We start from the raw sequence: 16,911 nt of genomic DNA, 5'->3' as shown, positions 1-16,911 counted from the left end.
ACGCCGTGAACGACACCGAAGGCACGGAGAGATGGCCCAGCTTTTCCGGTCGGAACGCATTTTTCAGGTGTGGCACTACACAGCAGCTCACCGCGACCGGCTGCTGCTGCGGGCCACGCGGGACCAAACGGACCAGCGGCGCATCGACCTCTACGTCGAGGGCGTCCGCGGGGTCCTGCTGGAGCCGCTCTACCGCGGCATCGTCATCCGCGCGGGCACTCCCGAGGAAGTGCGGGAAGTGGAATCCGTCTACGGCATTCCGGTCACGTCCCAACCCGTGCACCTCCACGTCATCGGCGAGGACCGGATGCGCGGATTCATCGTCGGTGGGCCTCTTCAACGGCACGAGGACGAGGGCGATTTCAGAGACCCCTCCCACTTCGGCCCCATCCCCGGAACCCCGTGACCCCCGGCCGGCGCCCGTCCGGCAGGAACAGGGCCGAGTTGACGTAGCGCGGGCCGCGCAGGGGCAGGACGCGGCGCAGCAGGCCGTGGGAGACGACGTACGACGTCCTCGCCTGGTGCGCCTGGAGGAGCCGCGGGTCGAGCGGCAGCCAGGAGCGGGCGGGCAGGACCCAGCCCGCGTAGCCGAGATCCGCGAGGAAGGCGACGACCGGCGCGATCGGCTGGATCCGGGCCTCCAGTTCGATGAAGAGGGCGGGCCGGTCACGTGTCAGGATCTCCCGGGCCCCGCGCAGCACCGCCGGCTCGTTGCCGTCCACGTCGACCTTGATGAAGCCGACGTCGCGCAGCCCCAGCTCGTCCAGGGGCACGCAGGGCACCTGAAGGGACCGGGCGTGGATGTCCCGGCGGACCAGGGAGGACACGCCCCGGTCGCCCGCGTCGCCGGGCGGCAGCCACAGCCGCGCGGTGCCCCGGCGGTCGGAGGCCGCCGCCGGGACGACCCGTACGTTCGCCGGTGCCGTGGCGGACAGCAGCCGGGCCAGATGCGGAACCGGTTCGACGGTCACCACCCGGCGGGCCCGGCGCGCCATGCGGTGCGTCCACGGGCCGTACCAGCCGCCGACGTCCACCGCCGTGCCGCAGCCGGGCGGGCACAGCTCGGCGAGGCGGGCCAGCTCCGGTTCGAACCGCGGGTACAGCAGCCGGGCGGTCGCCGCGACCAGACGGGTGGGCAGACACCGGGCGACGCGGGCGGCGGCCGTCGTCATCGGGTCAGCCGTTTCAGCAGCCGCTCGTGCTCGTCCTCGCTCACCTGCTCACCGGAGGTGGGCAGCAGCTGCGGAATCCCGTCGACGATCGGGTAACGGCGGCGCAGCCGCGGGTTGTAGAGGGCCTCGGGGGTGTCGTCGGCCGGGAGCAGATGCAGCGGGCCCTTGTCCAGCGGGCAGGCCAGAATCCTCAGCAGCGGGTCGTCGGCGTTCACGGGCGAGTCAACTCCTTGGCGGGCAGGGGGTGTCGGGGCGGCGGTGCGGTGTCGTGCCTCGGCATCGCCAGCAGGACCGCGACCGCGAGGGCCGTGCCCCCGAGACGCAGGGCGAGCCGCAGCGGCTCATGGGGCAGCGCCTCACCGAACGACAGGGTGCCGAGCACCGCCGTGAACAGAGAGGTCACCGTGGTGCACACCGGGACGATCAGCGAGGCCCGGCAGCGTTGCAGCGCCGCCTGCGACATGACCAGACCGAAACCGCCGGTGCACAGGAGCAGATACGGGTACGGGGAGCGCACCAGGCCGAGCACGGCGTCGCCGAGCCCGCTCGTGGTCAGATATCCGGCCACCCCCTTGATGGCGAGCGAGCTGACCCCGTACAGCAGGCCCACCGCCACGCCGTACTCGACACCCGTCGTGGGCATCCGGTGCCGGTGGCGGGCGCGCCGCTCGGCGGCCCCGTACAGCCACACGCCGAGCACCAGCGTAGGCACGCAGATCGTGAGGACCAGCGGATACGGGGCGCTGCGGCTCACCTTGTCGGAGCCCTCCCGCAGCGACAGCACCACCATCAGCAGCGCGAGCAGGATGGCGCCGAGCGCGTACCGCTCCCGCCCGGTGGTCTCCTCGCCGAGCAGCCGCGCCGACAGCAGCACCAGCAGCACCAGACCGGAGACGAAGATCCCCTGGGCTGCGGCGATCGGCAGGGTGCGGTAGACGGCGAGCTGCGCGCCGAAACCGGCGGCCAGCGCCAGCGACCCCCCGATCCACAGCGGGCTGCCCAGGACCAGGCGCAGCAGCCGGGCCGGGTGGCGGAAGTCCACCGCGGGCAGCGCGGCGAGGGCCTTCTTCTCCAGGACGAACCCGGAGCTGTAGAGCAGGTTCGCCAGCAGGGCCGCGGCCACTCCCCACCACATGGCCTCAGGTCCTTCGCGCGTGCAGCAGCAGGATGGAGGCCGCCGACGGCACCGCGCAGGCCAGGCGGTCCAGCGGGCGCAGCGGACGCGGCACGCCGTGGAAGGGCGCGCCCTTCAGGGCCACGATCTCGAACCCGGCCGCCGCGACGAACTCCCGCAGGGCGCGGGCGGTGGCGAGCCGCAGATGCCCCACGACCTCCCGGCCGGGGCGGCCGTGGATCGCGCGCAGGCTGACCTCCGAGAAGACGGGCTGGACGCCCGCGAGCAGCAGGGCGCGGTTGTACCAGGCGGCGAGGTTCGGGGTAGAGAGCATGAGATGGCCGCCGGGGCGCAGCACGCGGCGGATCTCGTCGAGCGCCGAGTCCGGGTCGACGAGATGCTCGACGACCTCGCTGAACAGGACCGCGTCGGCCGCGCCGGTACGGAACGGCAGCCCGCCGTCGGTGAGTTCGCCGCGCACCGTGTACGGCAGCCGGGTGCGCGCCCGGCCGAGCGCGTCCTGGGACCAGTCGACGCCGACGATCCGATGGCCGGCGAGGAGAGGTGCGGCGGTGGCGGCCGCGGTGCCGTCGCCGCACCCGATGTCCAGGACGGTGCGCGCGCCGTTCGCGGCCGGACCGAGGGCGGCGGCCAGCATCCGGGCCTGACGCAGACTGCGGGCGGTGCCGGAGGCGACGGGCACGGCCGGGTCCTCGTAGAAGTCGCGCAGTCCGCGGCGGAGGGGGGCGGTCGTGGTCATGGGGCCTCCTCGGTGGCGTGCAGACAGTGCTCGAAGAGGTCGCGCAGCCGCGCGCCGTCGTCCTCGCCGAGCAGGGCGCGGGACCAGCGCAGGGCCAGATGCAGCCGGCCGGCGGTGGAGGCGGTGGTGAACGTCAGACCGCGGGGCATCCGGGCCGGGGCCGAGAACCACACGGCGTGCGCGCGGCCCGCCCCCTCGCCGAAGTCCATCGGGTACGGGACACGGCCGATGTTGCTGAGCAGGGTGGTCGAGGTCCAGGGGGTGGCGGCCCGGCGCAGCGCACGGGTGACGGCTCCCCGCCAGGCGACGGGCACCACGGGGGCCGTGAGCAGGGCGGCGCCGTGGCCGAGTTGGGGGCGGGGGAGGGACTTGAGCGCGCGGGTCCGCCGTGCGGTGCGGCGTACGAGGGCGGGCAGGCCGGCGCCGGTCAGCTCGCCGGGTGAGAAGGGGACCTCGACGAGGCGGGTGCCGTTGCCGATGGGCATGCCGGCGTCCCGGGGGCGGTCGTCGACGGGCATGGTGATGCGCATGGGGCGGGGCCGGGCGCCGTGCTCCCGGTTCCAGCGGGCGACGGTGAGGGCGGTGGCCACCATCAGCTGGTCGTTGACGGTGTAGGGGGCGCCCTTCGGGCGGCGGGGCAGCGGGAGTTCGGTGACGAGGAGGCCGTTGCCGGGGGCGGCTCCGGGGCTGCCGGGCGCCACCCGCGCGGGCGGGGCCCAGGTCGAGGGGGTGTCCGGGGGCCGGGGGAGGGTCTCGGGCGGGCGTACGGGCGGGGCCGTGGGGGAGTGGTCGCGGCCTCCGTAGAGTTCGGCGGCCGTCGCGAGGATCCGCAGACAGGCCGGGCCGTCCAGGGCGGTGTGGTTGACGGTGAGGACGAGGACCGTGCCGTCGTCCTCACCGGTGCCGGGCACCACCTCCAGGCGGATCGGCGGGGACAGGGTCAGCGGCGGTGCCTGCGCCAGGGCCCGCGCCCTCGCCTCCCGCAGCGCGTCCGGGCCGGACGGGGCGAAGGTGATCGCCTCGATCTCCGGGTTCCCGGTCAGCTCCCAGGTGTAGCGGCGGCCGTACCAGGGGACGGGGGCCTCGCGCATCAGGATGCGGGGGTGGAGGTGCAGCGCCCGGGTGAACGCCTCGCGCAGCCGGGAGGGGTCCAGGGCGCCCGGGAGATGGACCTCGATATGGACCGTCTCCGGTTCCGCCTCCTGGAGGCAGTGCCGGGCCACCTCGTCCACCACGGGGAACGGGATGCGGACGGGCCGCCGTACGGGATCCTCGGCGCGGTGCTCCAGCGCGGTCATGCGCCGTCCCCCTCGGTGTCGTCCGGTTCCCCGGGCGGTGTCGCCCGCGGTTTCGGCCTGCGCCACGGGAGGCGTGCGGCGGCAGGCGGCCTCCGTCGCGGCAGGGACCGTGCCGGTGGCGTCTCCGGGGCCGTGCCCACTCTCGGCAGTACCGCCGTCGTCCCGGGCGCGTCCGGCTCCCGTACGCTCACCAGAGCCGCGAACAACCCGATCAGCGCGAGGAGTTGGGCGGCCGGTCCGAACGCCCCCCGTCCGGCCGCCGGAGCCGCCCCCGCTCCCGTCGCCGCCGCGATTCCCGCGCCCGCGAGCGCCAGGAACGCGATCGGGACCAGCAGGGTGTGCCGTCGCCAGGCCACCAGCGCCAGCAGCGGGACCAGCAGGGCGAACGGCCCCGCGATCACGATGCCGGCCAGGGTCAGCGCCACCGTGCCGAGCCACACCCCGGCACCCGGTACCGGCGCCGACGGCCCGTCCTGGTCGGGTGAGCGGCGTCGCCACAGCGCGAAGAAGGCCAGCGCCGCCACCCCGACCCCGCCGCCGATCAGCCCGGCCCGGTACGTCGTCGAGGGCGCGTACGACAGCTCGACCGTGCCGCCCGCCCCGGCCGGGATCCGCCAGCCCTGCTGCCAGCCGTCCAGCCGTACCGGCGTGAGCTTCATGCCGTTCAGCGTGGCTTCCCAGCCCTTGTTGTAGTTCTCGTACGTCGTCAGATACGAGGCCGTGCCCGAGCCGACCCGTACCTCGCGGCGGTCGCCCAGCCAGTCGACGACCCGCAGATCACGGCTCGCGGCCTCGGGCTCGGCGACCGTCCCCCGGGTCAGCGTCACATCCGTCACCGCCAGCGGCCCGGCATCGCCCGCCTCCACCCGGTGCGCGCCGGCGGGCAGATCGACGGAGGTGTCGGCGCGGTGCTGCCGGCAGAGCGTCAGGGTCACCGGCCGCCGTTCCACCAGGTCCCGTACGGTCCCCTTCGCGGCCGTCTCGTACAGCTCACCGTCGATCGCCAGCACCGGACCCTGCCCGCACGGCAGCGAGAACGTCCGCGAGGCCGACGGCTGGGGCGTGCGGTACTGCTCCAGCGCGGGGATGTACACCTCCGTGAGGCCCACCGGCAGACGCAGGTCGTCGCCCGCGACCGGGTTGTGGAGGGTCACCGGGGCCGTCTCGACGACCGTGACGTCCAGGTGGTCGCTGGTGATCGGGTCGAAGCGGGCCCAGCCGTTCTCGTCGACGCCGGCGATCGTCGCGCCGTCCGGGGAGCTGATCTCCACCTTCGTCGGACGGCTCGACAGGCCGCCCGCGGCGGCCAGCACGATCGAGCTCACCGGCTGTTTCCCGGGCCAGGAGAGATGGATCGTCGGCCGGTCCCCGGCGATCCACGCCGTGGTCAGATCGCCGTCCGTGAGGTTGCGGGCCGACAGACCGGCGCCCAGCTGCGCCGTGGAGTCGGCGGTCGCGGTGATACGGCTCTGCTGCTCGGGCGCCACCTGGTACAGCAGCTTGTCCAGGGCATCGCCCGGGAGCGGTACCGCGCTCGCCGCCACCTCGTACGTCCCCGCCGCCGAGGTCGTGAAGCGCCGGTGCAGTCCGGCCTCCGTGCCCGTGGCGGACAGTCCGGTGGGGTCGGCGGCGCGGTGCAGGGAGACGATCTCGGCGCTCGCGTCGGACGCGTCCGCGTCCGTCGGCAGCCTGAGGAGCCGGGTCACCTGGACCCCGGGGATCCTGATCTCCGAGAAGCCCGCGCCCGTCAGCCCGGTCCGGTGCCGTACCGAGTCCAGGATCGTGATCCGCAGCCAACCCGTCCCGCCCGCCGGGGACTTGACGGTCTGGGTCGTACCGTCGGGGCGGAGATAGCTGCTCACCGAGCCCCTCGCGGTCTCCACCCGGATCCGGGTCGCCGCCGAGCGGACCCCGTCCTGCGGCAGCGGCGTCACCTTCAACGAGGACGGCAGGTCCACCGGTCCGGTGAACGCGATCCGCAGCCACTGCCCGTCCGCCGAGCCCGGAGCGCCCTCCGCCCAGGCCGTGTCCGGGTTGCCGTCGAAGGCGTTCACCGGGTCGTACTGCGGCAGTTGGAACAGCCAGTTGCCGCTGGAGGACGCGGTCACCGAGCGGGCCCCGCGCAGCTCGGCGACCGTCTGGTGGCCGAGCCCCGTGACCGGCAGGATCTGGTGCGGCCGCCGCCCGGGGTCCTGTACGGCGTCGGGGGCGTTCCTCTCGTCGCGGGTGTAGGTGTACGACGTGTTGGCGTCGACCAGGCCGAAGCGGGTGTCGGCGCGGCGCAGCCCGTCGCCCACCACCTGCACCGGCGAGGTCCCGAGGCCCGGGGTGTTGTCGCCGGTGAGCACGGCCGCGCGACCCCGGATCGCCGGGTCGGCGGCCAGCGGCAGCAGTGCCTCCGGGCCGCCGGAGACGACGGCGGTGTCGGCGACCGGCAGCAGCCGTGCCGGTCCCGGCCGCGACACCTCCGCGTTCACCGGCTCGTAGATCTCCACGGCCCGCGCGCGGGGATAGAGGCCCTCGATCTGCAGCGGGGTGTGGTGCGCGATCCGCCCCCCGGTCATCTCCGGCCCCAAGCCGGTCACCCGGCGGTAGCCGGACTGTTCGAGGGCGCGCTTGACGGTGGTGGTGGGGACGGCGCCGATCTGGTCCGGGTCGAGGTCGTTGCGGACGACCACGTAGTAGAGGCCGGCCCGGCTCAGATAGTCGGCGAGCCCGGGGATGTCACCGCCCGTCATCAGGGCCTGCTCGACCGCGTCCATCGCGCGCCGGTTGCCGGCGGTGCCGAAGGGCACGAAGTCCCGCTCGGCCCAGCGGGAGTCCGCGAGCACGTCGAGCGGCTCGTCGACGGGGGAGCCCCAGGTGTACAGGCCGTGCGCGGTCGCCGGGACGACGAGGGCCCGGGAGTCGGGGGAGTACTTCTTCAGCCAGTCGGCCGTGGTCTGCCAGTACTTCGGGAGCTGCTGGAAGGAACCGGGCTGGAGGATCGAGCCGTTGAGATACGGCCAGGCCAGTCCGGGCAGGACGAGCACCACCGCGATCAGCGGGGCGAACCGGCGGCCCCGGACCCGGCGGGCCCCACGGGGATCGGCGGCGACCCCCACGAGATGGACGAGACCGAGCGCCAGCGCGAGCGCCGTGCCCGTCTGGAACTTGTAGACGTTGCGGAACGGCGACAGCCAGCCGTCCAGCCAGCCCTGTACGGCCCCGTGGAAGGGCGCGCCGAACACGCCGCCGTACCCGGCCAGCGTGACCACCGCGACCACCAGCACGGTCAGCACCAGCCAGCGCCGCTCCGGCATGTCCCGTCTGGCCAGGCCCGCGAGACCGAGCCCCGCCGCGAGCGCCGAGCAGACGATCACCAGGACCGAGGACGCCACGGTCCAGCCGGCCGGCAGCCACGCCTCGCCGAAGTGCAGATACGCCACCCAGTTGCCGGCGCCGCGCAGGGACTCCACCGCCGACATGGTGTCCGTCGTGGTCCGCGCGCTCTCCACGTACGGGAGGAAGTTCTCGCCGTAGACGCCCAGCACCAGTAGCGGGACCACCCACCACGCCGTCGCCAGGACCACGCCGAGCACCCACCAGCCGATCAGCCTGCGCTGCCGTGGCCCGCGCGGCCGGGAGAGCAGATAGAGACCGGCGGGCAGCAGGGACGCCAGGGTGGAGGCGGCGTTGACCCCGCCCATGAACGGCACGACCAGCGCCGAGCGGAAGGCCGCGACCCGGGCGGTGCGGCGCTCGTCCGTCAGCGGCAGCAGCACCCAGGGCAGAAAGGCGCCGGGCAGCGCGGCGGCCGACGTCGAGCCGATCACCACGGTGAACACCGGCCACAGCGCGTACGCGACCGCGCCCGTCAGCCGGGAGGCGCGGGTGCCCACGCCCAGCCGCTCGGCCAGCCGCAGCGCGCCCCAGAAGGCCACGGACACGATCAGCGACATCCACAGCCGCTCCGCGAGCCACACCGGCAGATGGAGCAGTCTGGCCAGCGCGTAGTACGGCAGCATCGGCCACAGATAGCCGGCGTACTGGTCCTGGAGGCCCCCGAAGCCGCCCCGGTCGTGCCACACCTGGCCGAGGTCGGACAGGAACTGCCAGGGGTCGACGGTGACCCCGAGCTTGGTGTCGAAGGTCTGCCGCCCCGGCTGCACGGCCAGGAACAGCACGAACACCACGGCCCAGAACCCCAGCAGCCAGCGCCGTGAGCGGGGGCCCTCCGGCGGGTCCGCGCTCCCCGCGGTGGTGGGGACGGCTGCCGGGGGAGGGGCCTGGACCGTGGTCGTCATGGGGGACACCGCCGGAGGATGAGGAGGAGGTTCCAGGTGGCGAACTCGCGCAGCCCCGGCGCCTTCACGACCGCGGACGCGAGGAACGGCCAGTAGCGGGAGCGCGCCGCGACGACCGTGACGTCGTCACGGGCGCGCACCTGCCGCAGGGTGGGGCCGATGTGCACGGCGAAGAGGTTCTCGCCGAGGGTGTGCTTGGCGGGTCTCCCGGTACGGCGCCGGTAGCGGGCCCGGGCCCGCTCGGCGCCCAGGTAGTGCCAGGGCGCCCATTCGTGGCCGCCCCACGGGGAGAGCCAGTTGGTGAACGACACATAGACCAGTCCGCCGGGCCGGGTCACCCGCACCAGCTCGCTGAGGAAGGTTCCCGGATCGGCCACGTGCTCCAGGACGTTGGAGGAGAAGACCACGTCGGCCGCCCCGTCGGCGAGGGGCAGGAGATAGCCGTCGGCGATCACCGCTCCGGCGGGCGGCCGCGGGCCCAGCTCCCGCACGTCCGGCTCGAAGAGATACGCGTGCGCGCCGCGCCGCCGGAACTCCTCGGTGAACCAGCCGCCCCCGCCGCCGACGTCCACCACCGTGCGCTCGCGCACCGGGCCGCCGTACGCCTCCACCTGGTCGGCGGCGTCCCGGGCGAGGAGCGAGTAGCAGGCGTCCGGGTCCCGCTGCTCCCGGCGGAAGGCGCGGAAGAGGGCGAGGGAGCGGCGCAGGGAGGGGTCCTTGCGGCAGGAGCCGGGGCGCGCGCCCGTGGCCGTGGGGAGGTCCGGGGTGCCGGGGTCCCTGTCCGGGGGACGGTCCGGGGTGCCGGGGTCCCTGTCCGGGGCCGGCCCGGCCGCCGCGGTCACGGCGCCCAGCTCCTCACCGCCTCCGCCGCCACCGCCCGGAACCGCTGGACCGTACGGTGCCAGCGGTACCGGGCCGCGCGTTCGCGGGCCGCCCTTCCCATGAGCCGGCGGCGGTCGTTGCTGAGCGCGAGGGCGCACCAGGCGGCGGCGAAGGAGGACTCCCCGCGCGCCAGCACCCCCGTCTCCCCGTCCGTGACGGAGTCCCTGAGTCCGGGCACGTCGAAGGCGATCGCCGGGGTCTCGCGCACCGCCGCCTCCGTCACCACCAGGCCCCAGCCCTCGACGGCGGAGGGGTGCAGCAGGAGCCAGGCGGCGCACAGCAGCCGGTGCTTCTCGGCCTCGGGGACATGGCCCGTGAACTCGACGCCCGGACCGGCGAGCTGCGCCAGCCGCTCCCGCTCGGGCCCGTCGCCGACGATCACCAGACGTCCGCCGGTGACCGGGCGGACCCGCTCCCACAGCCGTAGCAGCAGATCGATCCGCTTGTACTCGACGAGCCGTCCCATCGTCACGAACAGCGGCTCGGGGGCCTTGGGCACGAGCGGCCCCGGATCCTCGACGCCGTTGTGCACGACCCGGATCCGCTCGCGCTCGACCCCGATCGCCTGCAGCGCGTGCGCCGTCGACGGGGAGACCGCGACCAGCAGACCGCCGCGCTGTCCGCCCGCCAGGGCCCAGTGCTCCAGCCGCCGGCCGATCCGCGCGGCGGGCGCCAGCGGGCCCTGGAACCGCATCCGCCACAGGTCCGTGTGGACATGGTTGACCAGGCAGAGGGTGGGGCCGTGGTGCCACAACGCGGCGAGGTAGGGCATGCCGTTGCACACCTCGACCAGCAGATCGCAGTCGCCGATCCGGCGGTGCAGGGCGGGCCGGGCGCGCAGATAGTGGCCCAGGTCGCCGCCCGCCGAGACGACCCGGTAGTCACGCAGGGGACTGCCGCCGGCCCGGACATGGTCGGCGGCGGGGGAGGCGGGCCCGCCGCACAGCAGGGTGACCTGGTGGCCGAGGCGGGTGAGTCCGTCGGCGAGGCGGTCGACCAGCAGTTCGGAACCGCCCGCGGCCGGATTGCCGAGATCGCGTCGGGCGAGGAAGACGATGCGGCGCGGGTGTGGGGGGAGCGCCGCCGGGTGCTGCGCGACGCGCGGGACGGCGGCGCGCAGCGTGGACGGTACGTGCTGGGGCATGGGTGCTCCAACTCGTCTCGGGGTGCGGAACTCGGCGTGGGGGCAGGGAGCGACGGTGGTCGCCGCCCGGCCGCCGGTGCGGCTGCGGGCCGGCGCCCGGTGCGGGGGGCGCCGAGGCCGGGGTGCGCGGTCGGCCGGTGCGGGGGGTGCGGGGTGGTGCTTGTGGTGGGGGGTGGCGCGGTGACGCCGGTGGTACGGGTGGGGCGGGGCGTGCCTTTCCTCGGGGGCGGGTCGGGCAGGTCGTGCTCGGGTGGGGGTGGACAGTTTTGGCCCAGGAGTCCGTCGCGGGCTACTCACGGGGGTGACAATTTCGATGCCATTTGGAGCTGACACCTCATCACATCGTGGGCGCCGGCCCGGACAACCCGGATGTTCCGGGAACCCGTCGCCCCCGTACCAGCAGCACACCGCCCGCCACGGCCAGGACGAACCCCGTCGCGGCGGCGCCGATCGGCAAGGGTCCGCCCAGCAGCCGCAGTCGGCCGCTCTCCCGCCTGGCCTGCCGGACCTGGTCCCGCTGGGTGGCCGTGTCGAAGGCGATCTTCCGGCTGTCCAGCAGGACCACCGCGTCCTTGGTCGCGCCGGGGGCGCGCAGCGTACGCCGGGGGCCGACCTGGGCGTAGATCACCCGGCCGGTGCGCTGGTCGACGACCAGCTCGATGCCGTGGTTGGCGTACCACTCCTCGGCGAGCACCTGACCGGCGGCGGGCCGGCCGACCAGCACGCCGGGCACCAGCCGGGTGCCGACCTTGGCGGGGGCGACCGTGCCGGTGAAGCGGTAGCCCGTGTAGCCCTGGATCTTCCGGGTGCCGGCGTAGTGCAGCGTCACGGTCGAGCCCAGGGAGTCGTCCCACCACTGGTAGGAGTGCCGGCCCACGTCGAAGGGGAACTTGAGATACGCGTCCCCCTCGAAGGTGGGGCTCTCGTGGCAGCAGTGCACCGGCTCGTTGGTCCTGCGGTCGGTGACCCAGCGGGCGGGCATGAACTCCAGCGCGCCGTGCGGGTCGGCGGCCGGCCGGGTCCTGCCGGTGTCGACCGTGGTGGTCACGTCCCACACCGCGGCCCCGCTGCGTTCGCTGTCGGCGACGTCGCCGCGCACCCGCTGGGTCACGGTGATCCGCTGACCCGGGACGGTCCGCACCTGGTCGGCGTCGAAGACGCCGCCCGTGCCGACGTAGACGGCGGTCGTGTCGATGTCGATCGGATTGACGGCGGCCCGCGGCAGCACGTACCACGCGAGCAGCGGGGCCAGCACCAGCAGGAAGGTGCCGAGGCCCAGCAGGGCCAGGGAGACAGGTCGGACTCTACGGCGCATCCGGGCACTCCAGGGGAGTCAGACGGCTCGACTCACGCGGGCTACGGGTGGGCCGACACCAGAGGGATAGTGCGCGTGCGGTCTGGGCCGGGAACCGTAGGCGCCTCTTGACGGAGTGTCAATCACTTGCCGAAACTGGGTACTTGTCGGTACGGGGCCGGCAGGGCAGGTGCCGCGGAGCGACCGTTCGCGGTCGCTGCGGCGCACCGGGGTGGGGGACGACCTCGACAGAGAGGCTTACCCTGCGATGTCCAGACTTCTCGCCGCCGTTCTCACCATGGCGGCCGCCGCCGCGCTCGCCGTGGGCGCCGCGCTCGGTGTCGTCGCCCTCCTCGACGCGACGCCCGCGCAGCCGAACACCCCGCTGATCACCTACGAGAACACCGGCCAGGAGCGCTGATCCGTGACGGCCCGCCCGGGAACCGTCACGGCCCGCTCCGCCTGGTACGCGGTGCCCCGCCTCCAGGCGCGGCGGTTCACGGCGCTGGCGATGGCCGAGGCGCCGGCGCTCGCCGAGGAGATCCTCAAGGAGATCCGCCGGGAGTATCCGCATCTTCCGGTGGTGCTCGACGACTCCGGCGAACCCATGGCCCTGGTCGGGATCCGCCGCGCCATCGAGGTCTTCGTCCAGCATCTGGAGTCCGCGGAGGACCGTCCGCGTGTGCACCCCGAGGTCTTCCAGGAGTTCGGGCGCGGCGAGGGGCTGGAGGGCCGCAGTCTCGACGCGCTCCAGGCGATCTACCGGCTCGGCGTCCGGCTCGCCTGGCGGCGCTTCGCCGAGATCGGCCAGCGCGTCGACATCCCGCCCCCGGCGATGTACGAGCTGGTCGACGCCGGATACGAGTACCTGGACGGCCTGGTCGACCAGTCCGTGCGGGGCTATGCCGAGGCGGCGGCCCGGCAGGCGGGCGAGCGCCTGCGGCTCCAGCGGCGGCTGATGGAACTGCTGCTGTCCGAGTACCACCGCGGCGATCCCGTCGACGCGCTCGCCGACCGGGCGGCGCGGGTGGGCTGGCCGCTGCCGGAGAAGGTCGCCGTGGGCGTGCTGATCCGCCCGGCACGGGAGGCGATGGCGCCGGCGGTCGGCCAGGGCGTGCTGCTCGACATGGAGTACGAGCGGCCCCGCATGGTCGTGCCCGAGCCGGACGCGGCGGGCCGTCCCGAACTGCTGCAACGGGCCCTGAGCGGATGGGCCGGGGCGATCGGGCCGCCGGTACCGCTCGCCGACGCGGCCAAGTCGCTGCGCTGGGCCGAGGCGGCGGTGCGGCTGATGGAGCGGGGGCTGCTGCCCGGCGGGGAGGTGCTGCACTGCACCGAGCACACGGAGGCGCTGGTGCTGCTGCAACCGGAGGAGCTGATCGACGACCTGACGCTGCGCTGTCTCGCGCCGCTGGCCCAGTGCGGGCCGACCCATGCGCGCCGGCTCGCCCAGACGCTGCTTGCCTGGCTGGAGACCCGGGGCGGGGCGCCGGAGGTGGCCGCCCGGCTGGGCGTCCACCCGCAGACCGTCCGCTACCGCCTGCGGCAGATCCGCGAACTGTGGGGGGACGAGATCGATGACCCGGACCGCCGCTTCGAACTGGAACTGGTCCTGCGCGCACAGCGCCTCAGAGGAGAACTGGGCGACCTCGGTTTCCACCGCTAGCGACGCCGGGCCCCGTATGCCTGGCCACGCCCGGCACCGTCGCCGTTTCGCTCGCCCTCCGTGACCACAGCAGGACCGTGGCCCCCAGGGTGCACGCCCCGCACGCCCATTGCCCGCCCAAGCCCAGTATGACTAGCCTGTGTTCGCGATGCCGATCGCCAGTTGAAATTTCGAACACAGAGAGGGGGCCGGTCGTGGGACGCCTCGTACCTGCCGTGACACGGGCTCTCGACATACTCGAGCTCTTCCTCGACGGTGACGGGACGCTCTCCGCCCCCGACATCGTGCGCAGGCTCCAGCTGCCGCGCACCACCGTGCACGAGCTGGTCACCACGCTCGCCGCCCGGTCCTACATCGTCCCGGTGCCGGGGCAGCCGGGCCGCTACCGGCTCGGTGTGCGCCCGTACCAGCTCGGCAGCCGCTACGCCGAGCAGCTCGACCTCGCCGCCGAGGGCCAGCAGATCGCCCGCTCGGTCGCCGAGACCTGCGACGAGACCGTGCACGTGGCCATCCTCGAAGGCACCGACGTCATCTACATCGCCAAGGTGGACTCCACGCACGCCGTGCGCATGGTGTCGGCCGCCGGCCGCCGGCTGCCCGCCCACTGCACCTCCGTCGGCAAGATGCTCCTCGCCTCCCTCCCCGAGCAGGAGCTGGCCGCGCGCATCCCGGGCGACGCCGAGCTGGTCGCGATGACCCCCAACAGCATCACCGACCCGGCGGCCCTGCACGAGGCGCTGAGCGAGATCCGCGCCCGCGGCATCGCCGTGGAGACCCGCGAGTCCAACCCCGACGTCAGCTGTGTCGCGGCGCCCGTGCGCGACCGCACCGGACAGGTCGTCGCCGCGCTCTCCATCTCCGTGCCCATGATCCGCTGGAGCGAGGAGCGCCGCGCCGAGCTGGAGCAGCTCGTGACGAAGGGTGCCGCGGAGCTGTCCGAGCAGCTCGGCCACCGGGGCGCCGCATGACGCCGTACGAGATCGCCGTACGGGAGTACGCGGCCCTCGGCGAGGGCCCGACGTGGGACGCCGCCGCCGGGCGGCTGATCTGGGTCGACATCCTGGGGTCACGGGTGCACACCTACGACCCCGCCGCCGGGCGCCGCACCGTCATGGCGACCGAGCAGCACGTGGGCGCCGCCAAGCCGCGCGCGGGCGGCGGCCTGGTGGTCAACCTCCGGGACGGCGTCGGCCTGTACGGGCCGGACGCGGACGGCTTCCGCTGGCTGCACCGCGAACCGGTGCCCGGCCGCCGCGGCAACGACGCGGCCGTCGCCGCCGACGGCTCGCTGTGGGCGGGCACCATGCGCTACGACGAGGCGCCGGGCGGCGGCGCCCTGACCCGCATCGCCCCGGACGGCACCGTGCTGACCGTGCTGGACGACGTCGCCGTCAGCAACGGCACGGGGTGGAGCCCTGATGGCAGGCTGGTGTACTACATCGACTCGCCGACCCGCCGGGTCGACGTCTTCGACATCGGCGAGGACGGCCTTCCGGCCGGCCGGCGTCCGCTGGTCCAGGTCGAGGAGGGATTCCCCGACGGACTCACCGTCGACGCCGACGGCTGTGTCTGGGTCGCCCTGTGGGACGGCGGCGCGATCCACCGCTACACCCCCTCCGGCGAGCTGGACCGCGTCCTTCGGCTGCCGGTGCGCCGCCCCACCGCATGCGCGTTCGGCGGCGCCGATCTGTCGGACCTCTACATCACCACGGCCCGTACGGGACTGGAGGCACCGCATCCGCTCTCCGGTTCGCTGCTCGTCGTACCCGGCGCGGGGACGGGCCTGCCACAGCCCGCGTTCGCGGGCTGACCCCTCCTTCGAGCCCCCGCCCGGTCGCCGGGCGGGGGCCGTTCGCTGTGCGCCGGCCGGGCGCGCGCACCGGACCGCGACCGGACCACTGGGGTGGTGCACGGCGCCGACCGCGCCCGCGTACGGCGTGGGTCCACGGAACCGGCCCCGGATCCGCGTTCAATCGCGCCGGGGCACCGGAACACCGGGCAGCAGCGCGCCCGCCGTCCCGGACCTGTAGACCCGCTGCCGATCCGTGCCCGAGGGAGAGCGCGATGAGCGTCGCGGCCATGATGCCGACACCGTCCGGTCCCTATCTGGAGGCGGGCCTGCTGCCCGCCGACTTCTACGCCTACGAGGAACTGCTGTCGGACAGGGAACGGGAGAAGATCGAGTCCGTCCGCACGTTCCTCCGCACGCAGGCCGCCCCGATCGTCGACGACTACTGGGCCCGGGCCGAGTTCCCCTTCCAGCTCGTGGAGGGCTTCGGGAAGCTGGGCCTGCTGGACTGGGCGGCCCCGGACTCCGGGCAAGCCCATCCGAGCAACCTCTTCGCGGGTTTCCTCGCGCTGGAGTTCGGGCACGCCGACGCGTCCTTGGCGACGTTCTTCGGCGTGCACACGGGTCTGACCATGGGCACCATCCTCACCTTCGGATCCGATGAACAGAAGCAGCGGTGGCTGCCGGCGATGAGCCGTTTCGAGAAGATCGGCGCCTGGGCGTTGACCGAGCCGCACGGCGGCTCCGACGTGGCCGGCGGCCTGCGGACGACCGCGCGCAGGGACGGCGACGGATGGGTCCTCGACGGAGCCAAGCGGTGGATCGGGAACGCGACGTTCGCCGACCTGGTCGTCGTCTGGGCCCGCGATGTCGAGACCGGTCATGTGCTGGGCTTCGTCGTGGAGAAGGACACCCCCGGGTTCACCGCGACGAAGATCGAGCACAAGATGGCGCTGCGGATCGTGCAGAACGCCGACATCGTGCTGGAGGGCTGCCGCGTTCCGGAGGCCAACCGGCTGCAGAACGCGAACTCGTTCAAGGACACCGCGGAGATCCTGCGCCGGACGCGCAGCGGGGTCGCGTGGCAGGCGGTGGGGGTGATGTTCGGCGCCTACGAGATCGCGTTGCAGTACGCCAAGGAGCGCGAGCAGTTCGGGCGGCCGATCGGGGGCTTCCAGCTCGTGCAGGACCTGCTGGTGAAGATGCTCGGCAACGCCACGGCCTCGTGCGGGATGGTGACGCGTCTGGCCCAGTTGCAGGACGCGGGGGTGTACCGGGACGAGCAGTCCGCGCTGGCGAAGGCCTACTGCACCGTGCGGATGCGGGAGAGCGTGGGGTGGGCGCGGGAGCTGCTGGCCGGCAACGGCATCGTCCTCGACTACAAGGTCGGCCGGTTCGTCGCCGACGCCGAGGCCCTCTACTCGTACGAGGGCACCCGGGAGATCCAGACGCTGATCGTCGGCCGGGCCGTGACCGGCGGTCTCAGCGCCTTTGTGAGGTGATGAC

The 16,911-nt window shown here is 74.0% G+C and carries 15 protein-coding genes; 6 read left to right on the top strand and 9 right to left on the bottom strand.

Translation table 11 applies throughout. The features are described from left to right. Positions 1-31: 31 nt before the first annotated feature. A complete protein-coding gene (locus tag ACFYX0_RS01870; protein ID WP_388965196.1) occupies positions 32-406 on the top strand; it encodes a hypothetical protein in 375 nt (124 codons plus the stop codon). Here the strand turns inward: ACFYX0_RS01870 and ACFYX0_RS01865 are convergent. The 9 genes from ACFYX0_RS01865 to ACFYX0_RS01825 all read right to left on the bottom strand — a co-directional run bounded on the left by ACFYX0_RS01865 (position 363) and on the right by ACFYX0_RS01825 (position 11,971). After that, complete coding sequence (locus ACFYX0_RS01865) at positions 363-1,172, bottom strand: FkbM family methyltransferase (RefSeq protein WP_388965193.1); 810 nt, start codon at positions 1,170-1,172, stop codon at positions 363-365. The two genes, ACFYX0_RS01870 and ACFYX0_RS01865, sit on opposite strands and share 44 nt — an antisense overlap. After that, the gene (locus tag ACFYX0_RS01860) at positions 1,169-1,387 is read right to left on the bottom strand and encodes a Trm112 family protein (protein WP_355907317.1); all 219 of its coding nucleotides are present in this window, start codon (positions 1,385-1,387) and stop codon (positions 1,169-1,171) included. Before ACFYX0_RS01860 ends, ACFYX0_RS01865 begins: the two co-directional genes overlap by 4 nt. Further along, positions 1,384-2,295 carry a hypothetical protein gene (locus tag ACFYX0_RS01855; RefSeq protein WP_388965338.1) on the bottom strand — a complete coding sequence of 304 codons (912 nt, stop codon included), beginning with the start codon at positions 2,293-2,295 and terminating at the stop codon, positions 1,384-1,386. Before ACFYX0_RS01855 ends, ACFYX0_RS01860 begins: the two co-directional genes overlap by 4 nt. 16 nt (positions 2,296-2,311) lie before the next feature. Then, positions 2,312-3,046: a class I SAM-dependent methyltransferase gene (locus ACFYX0_RS01850; RefSeq protein ID WP_355907320.1), complete on the bottom strand. Its 735-nt coding sequence runs from the start codon at positions 3,044-3,046 to the stop codon at positions 2,312-2,314. Further along, complete coding sequence (locus ACFYX0_RS01845) at positions 3,043-4,344, bottom strand: condensation protein (protein WP_388965190.1); 1,302 nt, start codon at positions 4,342-4,344, stop codon at positions 3,043-3,045. The genes ACFYX0_RS01850 and ACFYX0_RS01845 overlap by 4 nt, the downstream gene beginning before the upstream one ends. Then, positions 4,341-8,630: an alpha-(1->3)-arabinofuranosyltransferase family protein gene (locus ACFYX0_RS01840; protein WP_388965187.1), complete on the bottom strand. Its 4,290-nt coding sequence runs from the start codon at positions 8,628-8,630 to the stop codon at positions 4,341-4,343. Before ACFYX0_RS01840 ends, ACFYX0_RS01845 begins: the two co-directional genes overlap by 4 nt. After that, positions 8,627-9,337, bottom strand: a complete 711-nt coding sequence (locus ACFYX0_RS01835; RefSeq protein ID WP_388965335.1) for a class I SAM-dependent methyltransferase — start codon at positions 9,335-9,337, stop codon at positions 8,627-8,629. The genes ACFYX0_RS01840 and ACFYX0_RS01835 overlap by 4 nt, the downstream gene beginning before the upstream one ends. Before the next feature lie 131 nt (positions 9,338-9,468). After that, on the bottom strand, positions 9,469-10,656 hold the full coding sequence (locus ACFYX0_RS01830; protein ID WP_388965184.1) for a glycosyltransferase family 4 protein: 1,188 nt from the start codon (positions 10,654-10,656) through the stop codon (positions 9,469-9,471). A gap of 337 nt (positions 10,657-10,993) precedes the next feature. Then, positions 10,994-11,971: a DUF3068 domain-containing protein gene (locus tag ACFYX0_RS01825; RefSeq protein WP_388965181.1), complete on the bottom strand. Its 978-nt coding sequence runs from the start codon at positions 11,969-11,971 to the stop codon at positions 10,994-10,996. 247 nt (positions 11,972-12,218) lie between these two features. On the opposite strand from ACFYX0_RS01825, the gene ACFYX0_RS01820 reads away from it, so the two are divergent. The 5 genes from ACFYX0_RS01820 (at position 12,219) to ACFYX0_RS01800 (ending at position 16,907) form a co-directional block, all read left to right on the top strand. Beyond that, the gene (locus tag ACFYX0_RS01820) at positions 12,219-12,371 is read left to right on the top strand and encodes a hypothetical protein (protein WP_311697425.1); all 153 of its coding nucleotides are present in this window, start codon (positions 12,219-12,221) and stop codon (positions 12,369-12,371) included. Positions 12,372-12,374: 3 nt separating this feature from the next. Continuing rightward, the gene (locus ACFYX0_RS01815) at positions 12,375-13,616 is read left to right on the top strand and encodes a helix-turn-helix domain-containing protein (RefSeq protein ID WP_355907336.1); all 1,242 of its coding nucleotides are present in this window, start codon (positions 12,375-12,377) and stop codon (positions 13,614-13,616) included. A 194-nt stretch (positions 13,617-13,810) separates the two neighbouring features. Next, positions 13,811-14,584, top strand: coding sequence for an IclR family transcriptional regulator (locus tag ACFYX0_RS01810; RefSeq protein WP_388965178.1), 774 nt, complete (start codon positions 13,811-13,813; stop codon positions 14,582-14,584). Further along, entirely contained in the window at positions 14,581-15,426 is an 846-nt protein-coding gene (locus ACFYX0_RS01805; protein WP_388965175.1) for an SMP-30/gluconolactonase/LRE family protein, read from the top strand. The genes ACFYX0_RS01810 and ACFYX0_RS01805 overlap by 4 nt, the downstream gene beginning before the upstream one ends. A 254-nt stretch (positions 15,427-15,680) precedes the next feature. After that, a complete protein-coding gene (locus tag ACFYX0_RS01800) occupies positions 15,681-16,907 on the top strand; it encodes an acyl-CoA dehydrogenase family protein (protein WP_388965172.1) in 1,227 nt (408 codons plus the stop codon). Positions 16,908-16,911 lie beyond the last annotated feature (4 nt).

This window comes from Streptomyces sp. NPDC002573, from assembly GCF_042889625.1.
Lineage (GTDB): Bacteria > Actinomycetota > Actinomycetes > Streptomycetales > Streptomycetaceae > Streptomyces > Streptomyces gibsoniae.
This window is presented reverse-complemented; position numbering and strand designations above follow the sequence as displayed.